Source organism: Methylobacterium durans (assembly GCF_003173715.1).
GTDB lineage: Bacteria > Pseudomonadota > Alphaproteobacteria > Rhizobiales > Beijerinckiaceae > Methylobacterium > Methylobacterium durans.
In genome coordinates this window covers 309449-324508 of sequence record NZ_CP029550.1, presented here as the reverse complement: position 1 = coordinate 324508, position 15060 = coordinate 309449, and the positions used below count along the sequence as shown (strand labels likewise).

The 15060-nt window shown below is 71.1% G+C and carries 12 protein-coding genes and 3 pseudogenes; 10 read left to right on the top strand and 5 right to left on the bottom strand.

Going from position 1 to position 15060, the window contains the following annotated elements; translation table 11 throughout:
• The first annotated feature begins 11 nt into the window (after window positions 1-11).
• The 5 genes and pseudogenes from DK389_RS01410 (at window position 12) to DK389_RS01390 (ending at window position 5406) form a co-directional block, all read left to right on the top strand.
• Window positions 12-871, top strand: a pseudogene (locus DK389_RS01410) (SDR family oxidoreductase).
• 8 nt (window positions 872-879) lie between these two features.
• Window positions 880-1884 (top strand): magnesium transporter CorA family protein, encoded by a 1005-nt coding sequence (locus DK389_RS01405; RefSeq protein WP_109887030.1) that lies wholly within the window; start codon window positions 880-882, stop codon window positions 1882-1884.
• A gap of 136 nt (window positions 1885-2020) precedes the next feature.
• Window positions 2021-3541 (top strand): ATPase domain-containing protein, encoded by a 1521-nt coding sequence (locus tag DK389_RS01400; RefSeq protein ID WP_109887028.1) that lies wholly within the window; start codon window positions 2021-2023, stop codon window positions 3539-3541.
• Complete coding sequence (locus DK389_RS01395) at window positions 3538-4626, top strand: sensor histidine kinase (protein WP_109887027.1); 1089 nt, start codon at window positions 3538-3540, stop codon at window positions 4624-4626. Before DK389_RS01400 ends, DK389_RS01395 begins: the two co-directional genes overlap by 4 nt.
• 24 nt (window positions 4627-4650) lie before the next feature.
• Window positions 4651-5406: an SOS response-associated peptidase gene (locus DK389_RS01390; protein WP_109887025.1), complete on the top strand. Its 756-nt coding sequence runs from the start codon at window positions 4651-4653 to the stop codon at window positions 5404-5406.
• Between the two features lie 220 nt (window positions 5407-5626).
• On the opposite strand, the gene DK389_RS01385 is transcribed toward DK389_RS01390, so the two are convergent.
• The 3 genes and pseudogenes from DK389_RS01385 to DK389_RS01375 form a co-directional block, all read right to left on the bottom strand.
• Window positions 5627-5902, bottom strand: coding sequence for a hypothetical protein (locus DK389_RS01385; protein ID WP_109887023.1), 276 nt, complete (start codon window positions 5900-5902; stop codon window positions 5627-5629).
• A 65-nt stretch (window positions 5903-5967) separates the two neighbouring features.
• Window positions 5968-7214: pseudogene (locus tag DK389_RS01380) on the bottom strand (class I SAM-dependent RNA methyltransferase).
• A complete protein-coding gene (locus DK389_RS01375) occupies window positions 7211-7957 on the bottom strand; it encodes a TlyA family RNA methyltransferase (RefSeq protein ID WP_109887021.1) in 747 nt (248 codons plus the stop codon). The pseudogene DK389_RS01380 and the gene DK389_RS01375 overlap by 4 nt, the downstream one beginning before the upstream one ends.
• A gap of 126 nt (window positions 7958-8083) precedes the next feature.
• Here DK389_RS01375 and DK389_RS01370 point away from each other — a divergent pair, with 126 nt between their 5' ends.
• Window positions 8084-8632, top strand: coding sequence for a superoxide dismutase family protein (locus DK389_RS01370; RefSeq protein ID WP_109887020.1), 549 nt, complete (start codon window positions 8084-8086; stop codon window positions 8630-8632).
• A gap of 76 nt (window positions 8633-8708) precedes the next feature.
• Here DK389_RS01370 and DK389_RS01365 read toward each other — a convergent pair whose 3' ends face one another.
• On the bottom strand, window positions 8709-10076 hold the full coding sequence (locus tag DK389_RS01365; protein ID WP_109887018.1) for an MFS family transporter: 1368 nt from the start codon (window positions 10074-10076) through the stop codon (window positions 8709-8711).
• A 260-nt stretch (window positions 10077-10336) separates the two neighbouring features.
• On the opposite strand from DK389_RS01365, the gene DK389_RS01360 reads away from it, so the two are divergent.
• A complete protein-coding gene (locus DK389_RS01360; protein WP_109887016.1) occupies window positions 10337-11191 on the top strand; it encodes a DUF1236 domain-containing protein in 855 nt (284 codons plus the stop codon).
• 40 nt (window positions 11192-11231) lie between these two features.
• Here DK389_RS01360 and hrcA read toward each other — a convergent pair whose 3' ends face one another.
• Entirely contained in the window at window positions 11232-12269 is a 1038-nt protein-coding gene (gene hrcA / locus DK389_RS01355; RefSeq protein WP_236961114.1) for a heat-inducible transcriptional repressor HrcA, read from the bottom strand.
• Window positions 12270-12494: 225 nt separating this feature from the next.
• Here hrcA and rph point away from each other — a divergent pair, with 225 nt between their 5' ends.
• The 3 genes and pseudogenes from rph (at window position 12495) to hemW (ending at window position 15055) form a co-directional block, all read left to right on the top strand.
• Window positions 12495-13220 (top strand): ribonuclease PH, encoded by a 726-nt coding sequence (gene rph, locus DK389_RS01350; RefSeq protein ID WP_109887012.1) that lies wholly within the window; start codon window positions 12495-12497, stop codon window positions 13218-13220.
• Window positions 13217-13846 (top strand): RdgB/HAM1 family non-canonical purine NTP pyrophosphatase, encoded by a 630-nt coding sequence (gene rdgB / locus DK389_RS01345; protein ID WP_109887010.1) that lies wholly within the window; start codon window positions 13217-13219, stop codon window positions 13844-13846. The genes rph and rdgB overlap by 4 nt, the downstream gene beginning before the upstream one ends.
• 44 nt (window positions 13847-13890) lie before the next feature.
• Window positions 13891-15055, top strand: a pseudogene (gene hemW, locus DK389_RS01340) (radical SAM family heme chaperone HemW).
• Window positions 15056-15060 lie beyond the last annotated feature (5 nt).

Here is a 15060-nt window from a genome sequence, read left to right as displayed (position 1 = left end):
GGGAGGGACCGATGCACGGATCACTGAAGGGCAAGACCCTGTTCATCACCGGCGCCTCGCGGGGCATCGGCCTCGCGATCGGCCTGCGCGCGGCCCGGGACGGCGCGAACGTGGCAATCGCGGCGAAGACCGAGACGCCGCATCCGAAGCTCGCGGGCACCATCCACACCGCCGCGGCCGAGATCGAGGCGGCGGGCGGCCGGGCGCTGCCCCTCGTCGTCGACGTGCGCGAGGAGGAGAGCGTCGCGAATGCCATCGCCCGGACGGCGGAGACTTTCGGCGGCATCGACATCGTGGTGAACAACGCGAGCGCGATCTCGCTGACGCGCACGCCGCAGACCGAGATGAAGCGCTTCGACCTGATGCATCAGATCAACACGCGCGGCACCTACATGGTCTCGAAATACGCGATCCCGCATCTGGAGAAGGCCGAGAACCCGCACATCCTGATGTTGTCGCCGCCCCTCGACATGCAGGAGAAGTGGTTTGCGCCCCATCTCGCCTACACGATGGCGAAGTTCGGCATGTCGCTCTGCGTGCTCGGCCTCTCGGGCGAGCTTCGCCGCGCCGGCATCGCCGTCAACGCGCTCTGGCCCGCACCACGATCGCGACGGCGGCCGTCAACAATCTGCTCGGCGGCGAGGCGCTGATGCAGGCGAGCCGCACGCCCGAGATCATGGCGGACGCGGCCCACACCCTGTTCCTGATGCCGTCCCGCGAGGTCACGGGCCGTTTCCTGATCGACGACAGCTTCCTCGCCGAGAGCGGCGTCACGGACTTTTCAAAATACCGCGTCACACCCGGCATTCCCCTTGCGCCGGACTTCTTCGTGCCGGATGCGAGCGTACCGCCACCGAACGCTTTCGCCTGAGAGACCTCGTGATCTTCATCCACCAGCCGGCCGCCGGCGCCGGTCAGATCCTGCTCGAACGGCGCCCCCTCGACCTTCAGGACCCGATTCCCGACGACACGGTCTGGCTCGACATGATCCGACCGACCCGGGAGGAGGACCTCAAGGTCGAGGCCTTCATGGGCATCCAGGTGCCGACCCGCGAGGAGATGAAGGACATCGAGCCCTCCGAACTCCTCTACGTCGAGGAGGGCGCCCGCTACATGACGGGCCGGGTGCTGAGCAAGGTGAGCGATTCCGAGGATCCGGGGCTTGCCGGCATCACCTTCATCCTGCGCGAGAACCGCCTCGTCACCGTCCGCTACGAGGAGCCGCAGGCGTTCCGGATGTACACGCAGCGCGCGGGCCGCACGACGGGCAACGGACCGGCCGGGATCACCTCCGGCGAGTCCATCCTCGCCGGGCTGATCGAGGCGGTGATCGACCGGGCGGCGGACGTGCTCCAGCTCCAGGGCGAGCGGATCGACCGGCTCTCGGGCAAGATCTTCGAGGTCCAGGACGACCCGAGCGTGCGCAACACCGCGCTGCAGGACACGCTCCGCGCGCTCGGTCGCCACGGCGACCTGATCTCGAAGCAGCGCGAGAGCCTCGTCTCGATGGAGCGCATCTTGCTCTCGCTCTCGGCGACCTACCGGACAAACAAGGCGCCCCGCGAATTGCGCGAGGACGTGCGCTCGACCTTGCGCGACCTGCAGTCGCTGGAGGAGCACGCGACCTTCCTCTCGACCAAGATCCAGTTCCTCCTCGACGCAACGCTCGGGCTCGTGAACCTCGAGCAGAACAACATCATCAAGTTGTTCTCCGTCATGGCGGTCGTGTTCATGCCGCCGACCCTGATCGCCTCGATCTACGGCATGAACTTCAAAGCAATGCCGGAGCTCGAATGGCCTTTCGGCTACCCGATGGCAGTGCTGATGATGGTTGTCGCGGCCGTGCTCCCCTATGTCTTCTTCCGCTGGAAGAAATGGCTCTGAGGCGGTGCGGACGCACGCGCCCGGGTTGTCAACCGGGCTCGCTTGGTACATCCCGGAGGTGCGTTTAGAGAGGAGCGGCGCCGCCGGCGCGCCCGTGTTTCGCGGGCCCCGCTTCCGTATACTGAGTCCGGGCTTCATGAGTGCGACGGCCGGTATGTCCGACAAGGCGAGGACCGGTATCGCCGGCCTCGACGACGTTCTCTCCGGCGGCCTCGTGCGGGACCGGCTCTACCTGCTGGAGGGCAGCCCCGGCACCGGCAAGACCACGATCGCGCTGCAATTCCTGCGCGACGGCGCTGCCCTAGGCGAGAAGACCCTCTACATCACCCTCTCGGAGACCGAGGAGGAGCTGCGCGAGACGGCCACCTCGCACGGCTGGGAGCTCGACCCGAGCATCACGGTCTTCGAGCTGATCCCGCCGGAGAGCCTGCTCGACGCCAACCAGCAGCAGAGCCTGCTCTATTCCTCCGATCTCGAACTCGGCGAGACGACCCGGCAGATCTTCGACGCGGTCGATCGCGTGGCACCGTCGCGGATCGTCCTCGACAGCCTGTCGGAGATCCGCCTGCTCGCGGGCTCGTCGCTCCGCTACCGCCGCCAGATCCTGGCGCTGAAGCACTATTTCGCCCGCCACGCGATCACCGTCCTGATGCTCGACGACCTGACGGCGGACAACCTCGACAAGACCGTCCACAGCGTCGCCCACGGCGTCGTCCGGCTGGAGGAGCTGGCGCCCGATTACGGGGCGCAGCGCCGCCGGATGCGGGTCATCAAGTACCGCGGCCAGAACTTCCGCGGCGGATTCCACGATTTCAACATCGCCACCGGCGGCGTGCTGGTCTTCCCGCGGCTCGTCTCACTGGAGCACAAGACGGGCTTTGCCCGCGAGCGCCTCTTCAGCGGCATCCCGCAGCTCGACGCGCTTCTCGGCGGCGGCATCGAGAAGGGTTCGAGCGCCCTGATCCTCGGCCCGGCCGGGACCGGCAAGTCGCTCTTCGCCGTGCAATACGTGCTGGCGGCGATCGCCCGCGGCGAGCGGGCGGTCATGTACGTCTTCGACGAGGAACTGGGGCTCCTGTTCGAACGCACCCGGGAGTTGGGCTACGACCTGAAAGGCCTGTGCGACGCGGGCAAGCTCCTCATCGAGCAGGTCGATGCCGCCGAATTGTCGCCCGGCGAGTTCGCCCACAAGGTGCGCGCCCTGGTCGACGAGCACGCGGTCAAGACCGTGGTGATCGACAGCCTGAACGGCTACCAGGCCGCGATGCCGCAGGAGAACGCCCTCGTCCTGCACGTCCACGAGCTGCTGCAATACCTCAACCGGCAGGGCGCCACGACCTTCCTCACGGTGGCCCAGCACGGCCTCGTCGGCGACATGAAGGCGCCGGTCGACGTCACCTATCTGGCCGACACCGTGATCCTGCTGCGCTATTTCGAGGCGTTCGGCCGGGTCCGGCGGGCGATCTCCGTCGTCAAGAAACGAGCGGGCGCGCACGAGGACACGATTCGCGAATACAGCATCGGCGCGCGCGGTCTCGCGATCGGCGACCCGCTCGACGGCTTCCAGGGCGTGCTGCGTGGGATTCCGACCTTCGTCGGAGCGGAACGCGATCTTGCTCGGTCGGGACACGGGACGGGGCACGAGGACGGAGCGTGACGCGGCCCAACAACCCGCTCTCGGAGCGCGTGCTGATCCTTGCCCCGCTCGGCCGCGACGCGCCGATCGCGGCCTCGCTGCTCGGCGAGGCCCAGATCCCGACGGTGATCTGCGCCGACCTGAGCGAGCTTCACCGCGGCCTCGAGGAGGGCGCCGGCATGGCCCTTCTCACCGAGGAGGCGGTGCGCACCGCCGATCTCGGCGCGATCAGCCGCTGGATCGAGGCGCAGCCGCCGTGGTCGGACATGCCCTTCGTGCTGCTGACCGGGCGGGGTGGGGGCCCCGAGCAGAACCCGGCGGCGGCGCGCCTCTCCGGGATCCTCGGCAACGTCACCTTCCTGGAGCGTCCGTTCCATCCGATGACGCTGGTCAGCGTCGTTCGGACGGCCCTGCGCGGGCGCCGCCGCCAGTACGAGGCGCGCACGCGCCTGGAGGAGCTGCGCGAGGGTGAGAGCCGGCTGAAGACCGCCCTGACGGCCGAGAAGCGGGGTGCGGAGCACCAGCGGCTTCTCATCGACGAGTTGAACCACCGGGTGAAGAACACGCTGGCGACCGTGCAGTCGATCGCAACGCAGACGCTGCGCAACGCCGACACCAACGACGAGGCCTACGCCTCCCTGGAGACCCGGCTTTTGGCCCTGTCGCGCGCCCACGACGTGCTGACCCGCGAGAACTGGGAGGGGGCCGATCTCGTCGAGGTCGTGACCCAGGCGATCGCGCCCTACCGGGGCCGCAACGGCGAGCGATTCCTGATATCGGGGCCCAAGGTGCGCCTGTGCCCGCGCATGTCGCTGGCCATCGCCATGGCGATCCAGGAACTGGCCACCAACGCGGTGAAGTACGGCGCGCTCTCGAAGGAGGGCGGCGCGGTGGAGATCGACTGGGCCGTGCGCAACGGGTCCGAGCCGCCGCGCCTCGCCTTCCGCTGGACCGAGGTCGGCGGCCCCTCCGTGAAGCCGCCGAAGCGCCGCGGCTTCGGCTCGCGCCTGATCGAGCGCAACCTCGCCCGCGACCTCGACGGGGCGGTCGAGATCGATTTCGCGCCGACCGGCGTGGTCTGCACCGTGGACGCGCCGATCACGTGAGGCTCCGGCAGGAGGGCTGAAGCGATGTGCGGACGGTTCTTCATCGCGCGGGCGCCGGAGATCTTCCGGGACTTCTACGGCTATCCGGAGCGGCCGAACTTCCCGGCCCGCTACAACGTGGCGCCGACGCAGCCCGTGGCGATCGTCCACGCCGAGGGCGGCGAGCGGCACTTCCGGCTGGTGCGCTGGGGCTTCTGGCCGGGCTGGCTGAAGGACCCGAAAGGTTTTCCCCTCGTCATCAACGCCCGCGTCGAGACGCTCACCGAGAAGCCGACGTTCCGCGGCGCGCTGCGCCACCGGCGCTGCGTGTTCCTGGCCGACGGGTTCTACGAGTGGCGGCGGGAGGGCACGGGCCGCAGCGCGGTGAAGACCCCGTTCATGATCCGGCGGGCGGACGGCGCGCCGATGGCGCTGGCGGGCCTGTGGGAGACCTGGGCGGGCGCCGACGGGTCGGAGATCGACACGGCGGCGATCGTCACGACGGGCGCCAACGGCACGATGGCAGCGGTGCACGACCGCATGCCGGCGATCCTGGCGCCCGAGACGATCGCGCCCTGGCTCGACACGGGCGGCGTCGAGCCGGGCCCGGCCGCTTCGCTCTGCCGGCCCTGTCCCGACGCGTGGCTGCGCCTCGACCCGGTCGGAACCCGCGTGAACGACGCGCGCAACGACGATCCGAGCCTGATCGAGCCCGTGGGCCAGCCCCGGCCGGCCCCGCCGGAACCCGACGCGCCGCCCCGACGCTCCAGCGACGAGGACGCACAGGGCGCGCTGTTCTAGGGTTCGGCGCTCCCTGAGATGGAGCACCCCACCTCGCCCGTCCGGGAGAGGCCGAGTTCGCAGAATGCGGACCGGATGAGGGGTGCGACTTCTCCGGATACGGCGAACCCCGCACCCTGTCCCTCTCCCGAACGGGAGAGGGGACCCGCATCTGGATCGTCCGACTCGAGGCTGTAGAAACGCTCAGCCCGACCTCTCCCAAACGGGACGGCGATGCGGTTCAGTTGCAGCCCTGGCAGATGCTGCGCTCGATGCGGTCGTCGGCCGAGCGCTCGCGGCGCTGCTCGGCCGCGCTCGGAACCTCGCCCGGGCCGAGGGAGCCGGGCGGCTTCGTGACGCCCTCGGAGTTCGTGTAGGGCGCCGTGATCGTGGTGTTCGGGCCGCCGCCCGTGCCGGTGCGGTCGGGCGCGGCGCGCTCCTGCGCGCAGAGCCCGACGGGCATCGCGAGGACGAGGCAGAGCCCGGCGGCTCCGCGGGCGAGGGCTGAGGCAAGCATGGCCGTCTCCTGTGCCCGCTGAACGCCGTGCCGCGCCGAAGGTTCAGTGTCTCGAAGCGTACGATTCAGCGGCGGCGCCGCTCGGGCGGGCGCCGGAAGGCGCCGACAAGCTCGATATGGGACGAGAAGGCGAACTGGTCGACCGGCGTGACCCGCTCCAGCCGGTAACCACCGGCGACCAGGGTCGCGGCGTCGCGGGCGAAGGTCCCGGGATCACAGGACACCATGATCACCTGAGGCACGCGCGAGCGGGCGAGCTGAGCCACCTGCGCCTGGGCGCCCGCCCGCGGCGGGTCGAGCACCACCGCGTCGAAGGCGTCCGCCTCGGGGGCGAGGAGCGGGCGCCGGAAGAGATCGCGCCGTTCGGTGCTCACGCGGCGCAGGCCGGAGGCCGCCCGCGCCGCCCGGTCCAGGCTCGCGAGCGCACCCGCCTCGCCCTCGACGGCGTGCACCTCGGCCCGGCGGGCCATCGCCAGGGAGAAGGGGCCGCTGCCCGAGAACAGGTCCGCGACCCGCCGCGGGCGGCCTTGCAATCCGTCGAGCACGCATTCGGAGAGGATCGCCTCGCCGGTCTCCGTCGCCTGCAGGAAGCCTCCCGGCGGCGGCACCCGCGCCAGCCCGCCGGAGGCCACCGCCGGCGGGCGGCGCTCGACCACGATGTCGCCGTGAAGCGCGAGCCGGGCGAGGTCGAGTTCCTCCGCGAGGCGGACGAGCGCGGCGCGCACGCCCTCGCTGACCGGGCCGTGCCCGCGGATGTCCACGTCGAGGCCCGCGAGCGTCGCCGTCACCGCCACGTCGAGGGGCTTGCGGCCGTGACCGAGGGGCGCGGAGAGCCTGCGTGCGATCTCCGGCGCCCCGTGCAGGGCCGGGACCGTGATCGGGCAATGCGCGATCGCCACGAGCGCGTGGCTTCGGGCCGCCATCAGGCCGGCCTCGGCCCGACCCTCGACGTTGCGCACGTGCAGCGTCAGGCGCCGCCGCCGGGCGCCGAGGCGTCGCGCAGGGGCTCGGGCTCGACGTCGAGACCGGCCTGGGCGAGCGCGCCGGCCACGAGCCCGCGCTTCCATTCGGCGTAGGGCGCCGGCGCGAGGTGCTGCACCGTGCAGCCGCCGCAGCGCTCGAAGTACGGGCAGAACGGCGCGATCCGGTCGGGCGAGGGCGATTCCACCGCGACGAGTTCGCCGCGCGGGCCCGCGCGCCGGATCGCGACGCGCTCGCCGGGCAGCGCCCCCGGTACGGGCGTGCCGTCCTCGGCGATGCCGTCGCCGCGGGCGCCGAGATGGCGGATCGTGACCGTCTCGACCTCGCTCAACGCCGATCTCCCGTACGGCCGCCGATCAGGAACTCCCGGTTGCCGTCGCCGCCCGCCACGGGGGAGGGGACGAGCCCGAGGATCGCCACGCCGAGCCCTTCGAGGCAGGCGCGGATCTCCGCGCAGACGGCCGCGTGCACCGCCGCGTCGCGCACGAGGCCGCCGCGGCCGATCCGCTCGCGGCCGGCCTCGAATTGCGGCTTGACCAGCGCGGCGAGGCCCGCGCCCGCCGAGAGCAGCGGCACCAGGGCCGGCAGGACGAGGCGGAGCGAGATGAAGCTGACGTCGATCGCCATCAGGGCGGGGGCAAGCGGAATGGCGGCCCGGTCGAGTGCGCGGGCGTCGGTCCCCTCCAGGCTCGTGACGCGCGGATCCTGGCGTAGGGAGGCGTGGAGCTGATCGCGGCCCACATCGACGGCGTAGACATGGGCCGCGCCGCGCTGGAGCAGGAGGTCGGTGAAGCCGCCGGTCGAGGCCCCGACATCGAGGCAGACGCGGCCCTCCGGATCGAGGCCGAACGCATCGAGGGCGGCCGCCAGCTTCAACCCGCCGCGGGACACGAAGGGATGCGCCGCCCGTGCCTCGATGCGCGCCTCGGGGGCGATCCGGTCGGAGGCTCGGGCGACGATGCGTCCGTCCGCGCGGACGAGGCCGGCCTCGATGGCAGCCTGCGCCCGGGCGCGGCTCTCGAAATGGCCACGCTCCACCAGAAACCGATCGGCCCTCTGCCGCTCCCGCGTCATCTCGCCCGGAAATCCCCGCCCGAATCCGTGATCAAAGCGCCACCTCAACCCTTGGTTCGGAATTGAACCCTGTCGAAGGGCAAGCTCGGCGCCTAACTAGCCCAGCGTGGAGAGGAGAGCCATCACATGAAACGCCACCTGCCCTTGCTCGCTGCCCTCGCGGGCGCGACCCTGACCGCCCCCGCTCTCGCCCAGACGGCCGAGACGCCGGCCAAGCCCGCAGCACCGCAGACCTTCCAGAGCGAGATCAAGAACAACAAGGGCGAGTCGATCGGGACCATCTCGCTCCGCGACGGGTCGAACTCCCTCGTGATGCGCCTCGCCATCAAGGCCGGCGGCCTGCCGCCCGGCTGGCACGGCATCCACTTCCACGCGGTGGGCGATTGCTCGGACACCGAGAAGTTCGAGAAGTCGAAGGCCCACGTGAACCACGACCAGAGCAAGCACGGCCTGCTCAACCCGGACGGGCCGGACGAGGGCGACCTGCCGAACGTCTACGCCAACGCCGACGGCTCGGTGAACGCCGAGGTGTCGAGCGAGACCCCGCTGACCGGCGAGGGCGGCCTCAAGGACGGCGACGGCTCGGCCCTCGTCATCCACGCGAACGAGGACGACCATTCGACCCAGCCGATCGGCGGCGCGGGCCCGCGCATCGCCTGCTCGGTCATCAAGTAGGAGCCCCGTTCCGGACCGCGCGTCCCCTCCCTCGGATCCCGGGCTCCCCGGGATCCGAGGGAGGCGGATCGTGCGCTCAAGCGTGGGCGAGCCTCGGCTTGGCACCGAGCGCCTCCTCGACGGTACCGTCGCCGTCGAGATAGCCGTGGCGCTTCGGGTTCGGCATGATGACCGAGCCCACGAAGGCGACGGCGAGCATCACCGTCACGTACCAGAAGAAGCTCGACTCGATGCTGTGCTCCTTGAACCACAGGGCCACGTACTCGGCGGTGCCGCCGAAGGTGGCGTTGGCCAGCGCGTAGGAAAGGCCAACGCCGAGCGCCCGCACGTTCGTCGGGAACAGCTCCGCTTTCACGATGCCGCTGATGCCCGTGTAGAAGCTGATGACGACGAGCCCCAGCGTGATCAGCGCGAAGGCGAGGTAGGGATCCTTGTTGCTCCCGAGTGCCGTCATCAGCGGCACCACCATGATGGTGCCCAGCCCGCTGTAGAGCAGCATGTTCGCCTTGCGGCCGATCCGGTCCGACAAGGCGCCGAAGATCGGCTGGATCAGCATGTAGACGAGAAGCACCAGCGTCATCACCTGCGAGGCGGTGGTCTTCTCCATGTGCGCCGTGTTGACGAGATATTTCTGCATGTAAGTGGTGAAGGTGTAGAAGCTGAGCGAGCCGCCGGCGGTGTAGGCCAGCACGACGCAGAAGGCGCGCCAGTGCTTCGACAGCTCCTTGAAGGTGCCGGCCTGCTCCCGGTCGCCACCCTTCTCCATCGTCTCGGCCAGCGAGCGCCGCAGGTAGAGCGCCACCACGGCCGCGAGCGCGCCGATGAAGAACGGGATGCGCCAGCCCCAGGCCTTGAGCTCGTCGGCCGTCAGGATCGCCTGCAGCGACACGAGGACGAGGGAGGCGATGAGCTGGCCGCCGATCAGCGTCACGTACTGGAACGAGGCGTAGAAGCCGCGCTTCCCCTTCACCGCCACCTCGCTCATGTAGGTGGCGCTGGTGCCGTACTCGCCGCCCACCGAGATGCCCTGAACCATCCGGGCGATGAGGAGCAGGATCGGGGCCGCCGCGCCGACCATGGCGTAGGTCGGCAGCAAGCCGATGGCGAGCGAGCCACCGCACATCATCAGCACCGAGATGATCATCGAGGTGCGCCGCCCGAGCCGGTCCGCGATGCGGCCGAACAGCCAGCCGCCGATCGGGCGCATGAAGAATCCGACCGCGAAGATGCCCGCCGTCTGCAGCAGCTGGCTCGTCGGATCGCCCTGCGGGAAGAAGGCCGGCGCGAAGTAGAGGGCGAAGAAGGCGTAGCAGTAGAAATCGTACCACTCGACCAGATTGCCCGAGGAGGAGCCGACGATCGCCATGATGCGGCGGCGGCGGTCGGCCGCGTCGTCCTGGGCGGACGGCGCGATCCCGATGGCATCGGGGCTGGACGTGTCCATGGGCGGTTCCTCTCCGGCACGCGGCGACGGTGATCGTTCTTCTGGCCGCCTACCGCACGTTTAGACCCTGCCGTACCATCCGAACAGGCGTGCGAGCATGCTAACGGACTGAGATACCTCGAACTGTCACGCCGGGGTCGCGCAGCGCGCGATGGTGCGGGCGCCCGGCAACGCATTTCTGCGGAACGATTTCCTGCACCTTCTCGTTGCGGGCCGGAGTCGACGCCAGGGCGGCGTCGAAGACGGGAACGGATAACGCCATGAGCAAGCTCTTTCGGAGCACGGTGACGGCCGCCGTGCTGGTTCTGGGCGCCGCGACGGCCCTCGCGCAGGGCGGGGGCGCCGGAGGCGGTGCGGGCGGCGGCGGCGGCGGGGCCGCGGGAGGTGCCGGAGGCGGCGCGGGCGCGGGCGCGGCAGGCGGCGCGGGCGCGGGAGGTGGTGCGGGCGTCGGCGGCGGAGCCGGTGGCGCGGGCGGCGGTGCCGGCATGCGCGGCGGCGGTGAGGCCGGTGGGGCTGGCGGCGCGGGTCCCCGTGGCGGCGAAGGCGGTGCCGGCGGCGCGGGTCCGCGCGGCGGGGCGGCCGAGCGCGGCGGCGGCGGCCGCGAACCCGGCGAGGCCGGGCAGCGCGGCGGACGCGAGGAGGGCGGTGCGGCCCAGCGCGGCACGGAGCCCGGCGGCCGCAATGCCGGCGAGCGCGGAGGTCGCGAGGGCGGTGCCGAGCGCGGCGAGCGTGACGGCCGGGGCGGCGCTGCGGATCGTGATGGACGCGGCGGGCGCGACGGCGCGGCGGATCGCGAGGGTCGGGGCGGGCGCGACGGCGCGGCCGAGCGCGGCGGTCGCACCGAGGCGCGGGGCGCGGTCAACCGCCTCGACACACGCCAGCGCACCGAGTTCCGCCAGTCGATCACGCGGGTCGGCGTGTCGCCAGTGCGCAGCGTGAATTTCAGCCTCAACGTCGGCACGGCGATCCCGCGCTCGGTGACGCTGCACACGCTGCCGCCCGCCATCCTGACGCTGGTGCCGGCCTATCGGGGCTTCCGGTTCATCCTGGTCGAGGACGACATCGTCATCATCGATCCGGACACCTACGAGATCGTGGACGTAATCCCGGCCTGATCCGGCAAAAGGGCGGCGCTCCGGCGCCGCCTGAACCCTCTCACCGCCCGCCGTCGAGAAGCTTCGAGACGACGCGGGCAGTGTAGTCGACCATCGGGACGATCCGGGCGTAGTTGAGCCGCGTCGGGCCGATCACGCCGACCACGCCAACGATCTTCTGCGAGCCGTCGCGGAAAGGCGCGGCGATCATCGACGAGCCGGAGAGCGAGAACAGCTTGTTCTCCGAGCCGATAAAGATGCGCACGCCCTCGCCGCCCTCGGCCCGGGCGAGAAGATCGATCACGTCCTTCTGCGTCTCGAGATCGTTGAAGAGCAGGCGGATCCGCTCGAGATCCTCCACCGCCCGGAGGTCGTCGAGGAGGTTCGCCTGGCCGCGCACGATGAGTTGGCGCGCGTCGGACGGCCCCACAGTGGTGGCCAGGCCCGCATCGACGAGGCGCTCGGTGATGGCGTCGAGCTCGCGCTTCATCACCTGACGCCCGGCCTCGATCTCGGCGCGCAGAGCCCCGAGGGTGCGGCCCTGCAGGCGGGCATTCAGGTAGTTCGAAGCCTCCTGGAGCGCCCCGGTCGGCAGGCCCGTCGGCAGATCGAGGAGGCGGTTCTCGACCGAGCCGTCGTCCGAGACGAGGACGACGAGGGCCCGGTCGCGGTCGAGCCGCACGAACTCAATGTGCTTCAGATGCACGTTCTGCTTCGTGGTCACGACGACACCCGCGCCACGCGAGATGCCCGAGAGCAGGGTGGAGGCCTCGGCAAGCGCGGAATCGAACGTGTGGCGCGAGGCGGCGGCGCGCATCTGCGCCTCGATCAGTTCCTGCTCCTCGCGGCCCACATCGCCCAGTTCGAGCATCGCGTCGACGAAGAAGCGCAAGCCCTGCTCCGTCGGCAGGCGGCCGGCCGAGGTGTGGGGCGCGAAGATCAGGCCCGCATGCTCCAGATCCGCCATCACGTTGCGGATCGAGGCGGGCGAGAGCGCCATCGGCAGGATGCGCGCGAGGTTGCGCGAGCCCACCGGCTCGCCCGTCGAGAGATAGCTCTCCACGATCTGCCGGAAAATCTCGCGGGCCCGCTCGTTCATCGCGGCGAGCGCCTGGAATTGCTGCGGGGAGGAGAGGGAGCGCGGAGGTTCGGTCACCGAAATTCGTCCTGACGGCCGATTGTGTCGCTCGCGGGCTGCCGGATCAACCGTTGCGTCCTGCGCCCGATCCTCGCGGCGGGGTTGCGCAGGCCGGTCGGGTTGCCGCCTCCGCCCGACGGGCCTATGAGCGCAGCCCTGACATCCGACAGGACAGGGAGAGAGGCGATGCGGCCCTCGAAGCGCGCGGCCGACGAGTTGCGCAAGGTCACGCTCGAGCGCGCGGTGGCGCGCTACGCCGAGGGGTCCTGCCTCGTGAGCTTCGGCGAGACGAAGGTTCTGTGCACTGCCTCCCTGGAGGAGCGCGGGCCGCCGTGGCTGCGCGGCTCCGGCAAGGGCTGGGTGACCGCCGAGTACGCCATGCTGCCCCGCGCCACCCACGAGCGGACCCGGCGCGAGGTGAATTCGGGCAAGCCCTCGGGACGCACGCAGGAGATCCAGCGGCTGATCGGCCGGTCGCTCCGCGCCGTGACGAACCTGCCGGCGATCGGCGAGCGCCAGATCACGATCGATTGCGACGTCATCCAAGCCGATGGCGGCACCCGCACCGCGGCCATCACCGGTGCCTGGGTGGCGCTCAACGATTGCTTCGCCTGGATGCAGAAGCGCTCGATCATCTCGGTGAACCCGCTGAGGGACCACGTGGCGGCCGTCTCCTGCGGCATCCACCAGGGCGTGCCCGTCCTCGATCTCGAATACGCCGAGGATTCGACGGCCGAGACCGACGCCAATTTCGTGATCACCGGCTCGGGCGGCCTCGTCGAGGTGCAGGGCACGGCCGAGGGCAAGCCGTTCTCGGAAGCGGAGTTCCTCGAATTGCTGCGGCTCGCCAAGACGGGCGTCGGGTCGCTCGTCGCGCTCCAGAAGCAGGTTCTGGCGGGGAGCGCCGCGTGAGCCACCGCATCCTCACGGGCCGCGTCGTCATCGCCACCCACAACGCCGGCAAGCTCGTCGAGATGCGCGAATTGCTGGCGCCGTTCGGCGTCGAGGCGGTCTCGGCGGGCGAGCTGAGCCTGCCCGAGCCCGAGGAGACCGGCACGATGTTCTCCGAGAACGCCGCCATCAAGGCGCTCGCGGCCGCGGAAGCCTCGGGCCTGCCGGCCTTCGCCGACGATTCGGGGCTCTGCGTCGACGCCCTCGACGGGGCGCCGGGCCTGTTCTCGGCCCGCTGGGCGGGCGCGTCGAAGGATTTCTCCGGGGCGATGGCGCGCATCCTGTCGGAGCTCGATCGCCGCGGCGCGACGAACCGCCGGGCGCATTTCGTCTCGGCCCTCGTCCTCGCCTGGCCGGACGGGCATACCGAGCTCTTCGAGGGCCGGGTCTTCGGCGACCTCGTGGAGCCGCGGGGCACGGCCGGCTTCGGCTACGACCCGATGTTCCGCCCGGACGGGTTCGACCGGACCTTCGGCGAGATCTCCTCAGAGGAGAAGCACGGCGTCGACTGGCAGAGCGGCCAAGCCCTCTCGCACCGGGCCCGTGCCTTCGTGACCCTTGCGGAAGCCTGTCTGCGCCGGCCGTGAGGCGGCATCGACATCCCGGCCGCAGTGGGGCCACCGGCGACACCATGCTGATCGATCACCCCACCCGCGACGTCGGATTCGGCGTCTACCTGCACTGGCCCTTCTGCGCCTCGAAGTGCCCGTATTGCGACTTCAACAGCCATGTCCGGCAGGCGCCGGTCGACGAGCCGCGCTTCCTCGCGGCCTTCCGCGCCGAGATCGCGCATGTCGCGTCCCGCACGCCGGGGCGGCGCGTGTCGAGCGTCTTCCTCGGGGCGGCACGCCCTCGCTGATGCAGCCCGCGACGGTCGCGGGCCTGCTGGAGGCGATCGAGACGGCGTGGGGCACGACGGCGGATGTCGAGATCACGCTGGAGGCCAACCCGACGAGCGTCGAGGCGGGCCGCTTCCGCGGCTACCGGGCGGCCGGGGTGAACCGCGTCTCCCTCGGCGTGCAGGCCCTCGACGACGCCTCCCTGAAGGGGCTCGGGCGCCTGCACAATGCGGAGGAGGCGCTCAACGCGGTGCGCACCGCGCAGGCGCATTTCGAGCGGACCTCGTTCGACCTGATCTACGCCCGGCCCGCCCAGACGCCGCAGGCTTGGCGGGCGGAGCTGACGGAGGCGATCGCCCGTGCAGCCGAGCACCTGTCGCTCTACCAGCTCACCATCGAGCCCGGCACGCCCTTCCACGGCCTCGCCCGGGCCGGCCGCCTCGTCCCGCCGGACGAGGAGAGCGCGCGCGCCCTCTACGACGTGACGCAGGAAGTCTGCGACCGGGCGGGCCTGCCGGCCTACGAGATCTCGAACCACGCTCGGCCCGGCGCGCAGTCGCGCCACAACCTGCTCTACTGGCGCTACGGCGAGTATGCGGGCATCGGCCCCGGCGCGCACGGACGCCTCGTCACCGGGGCCGGGCGCATCGGCACCGTGACGGAGCGCGCACCGGAGGCGTGGCTCGCCCGCGTCGAGGCGGAGGGCCACGGCATCGTCGAGACGGAAGCCCTCGCGCCTGCCGACGAGGGCGACGAGTTCCTGATGATGGGCCTGCGCCTGACCGAGGGTATCGATCCGGCCCGCTACGCGGCGCTGAAGGGCCGCCCGCTCGATGCCGGCCGCCTCGCCACCCTCGTCGCGGACGGGCTCGTCGCCCGGCTGCCGGGGGCCGCATCGCGGCGACGCCGAAGGGGGCGCCGGTGCTGAACGCCCTCGTCGCCGAACTCGCGGCCTGAGGGCC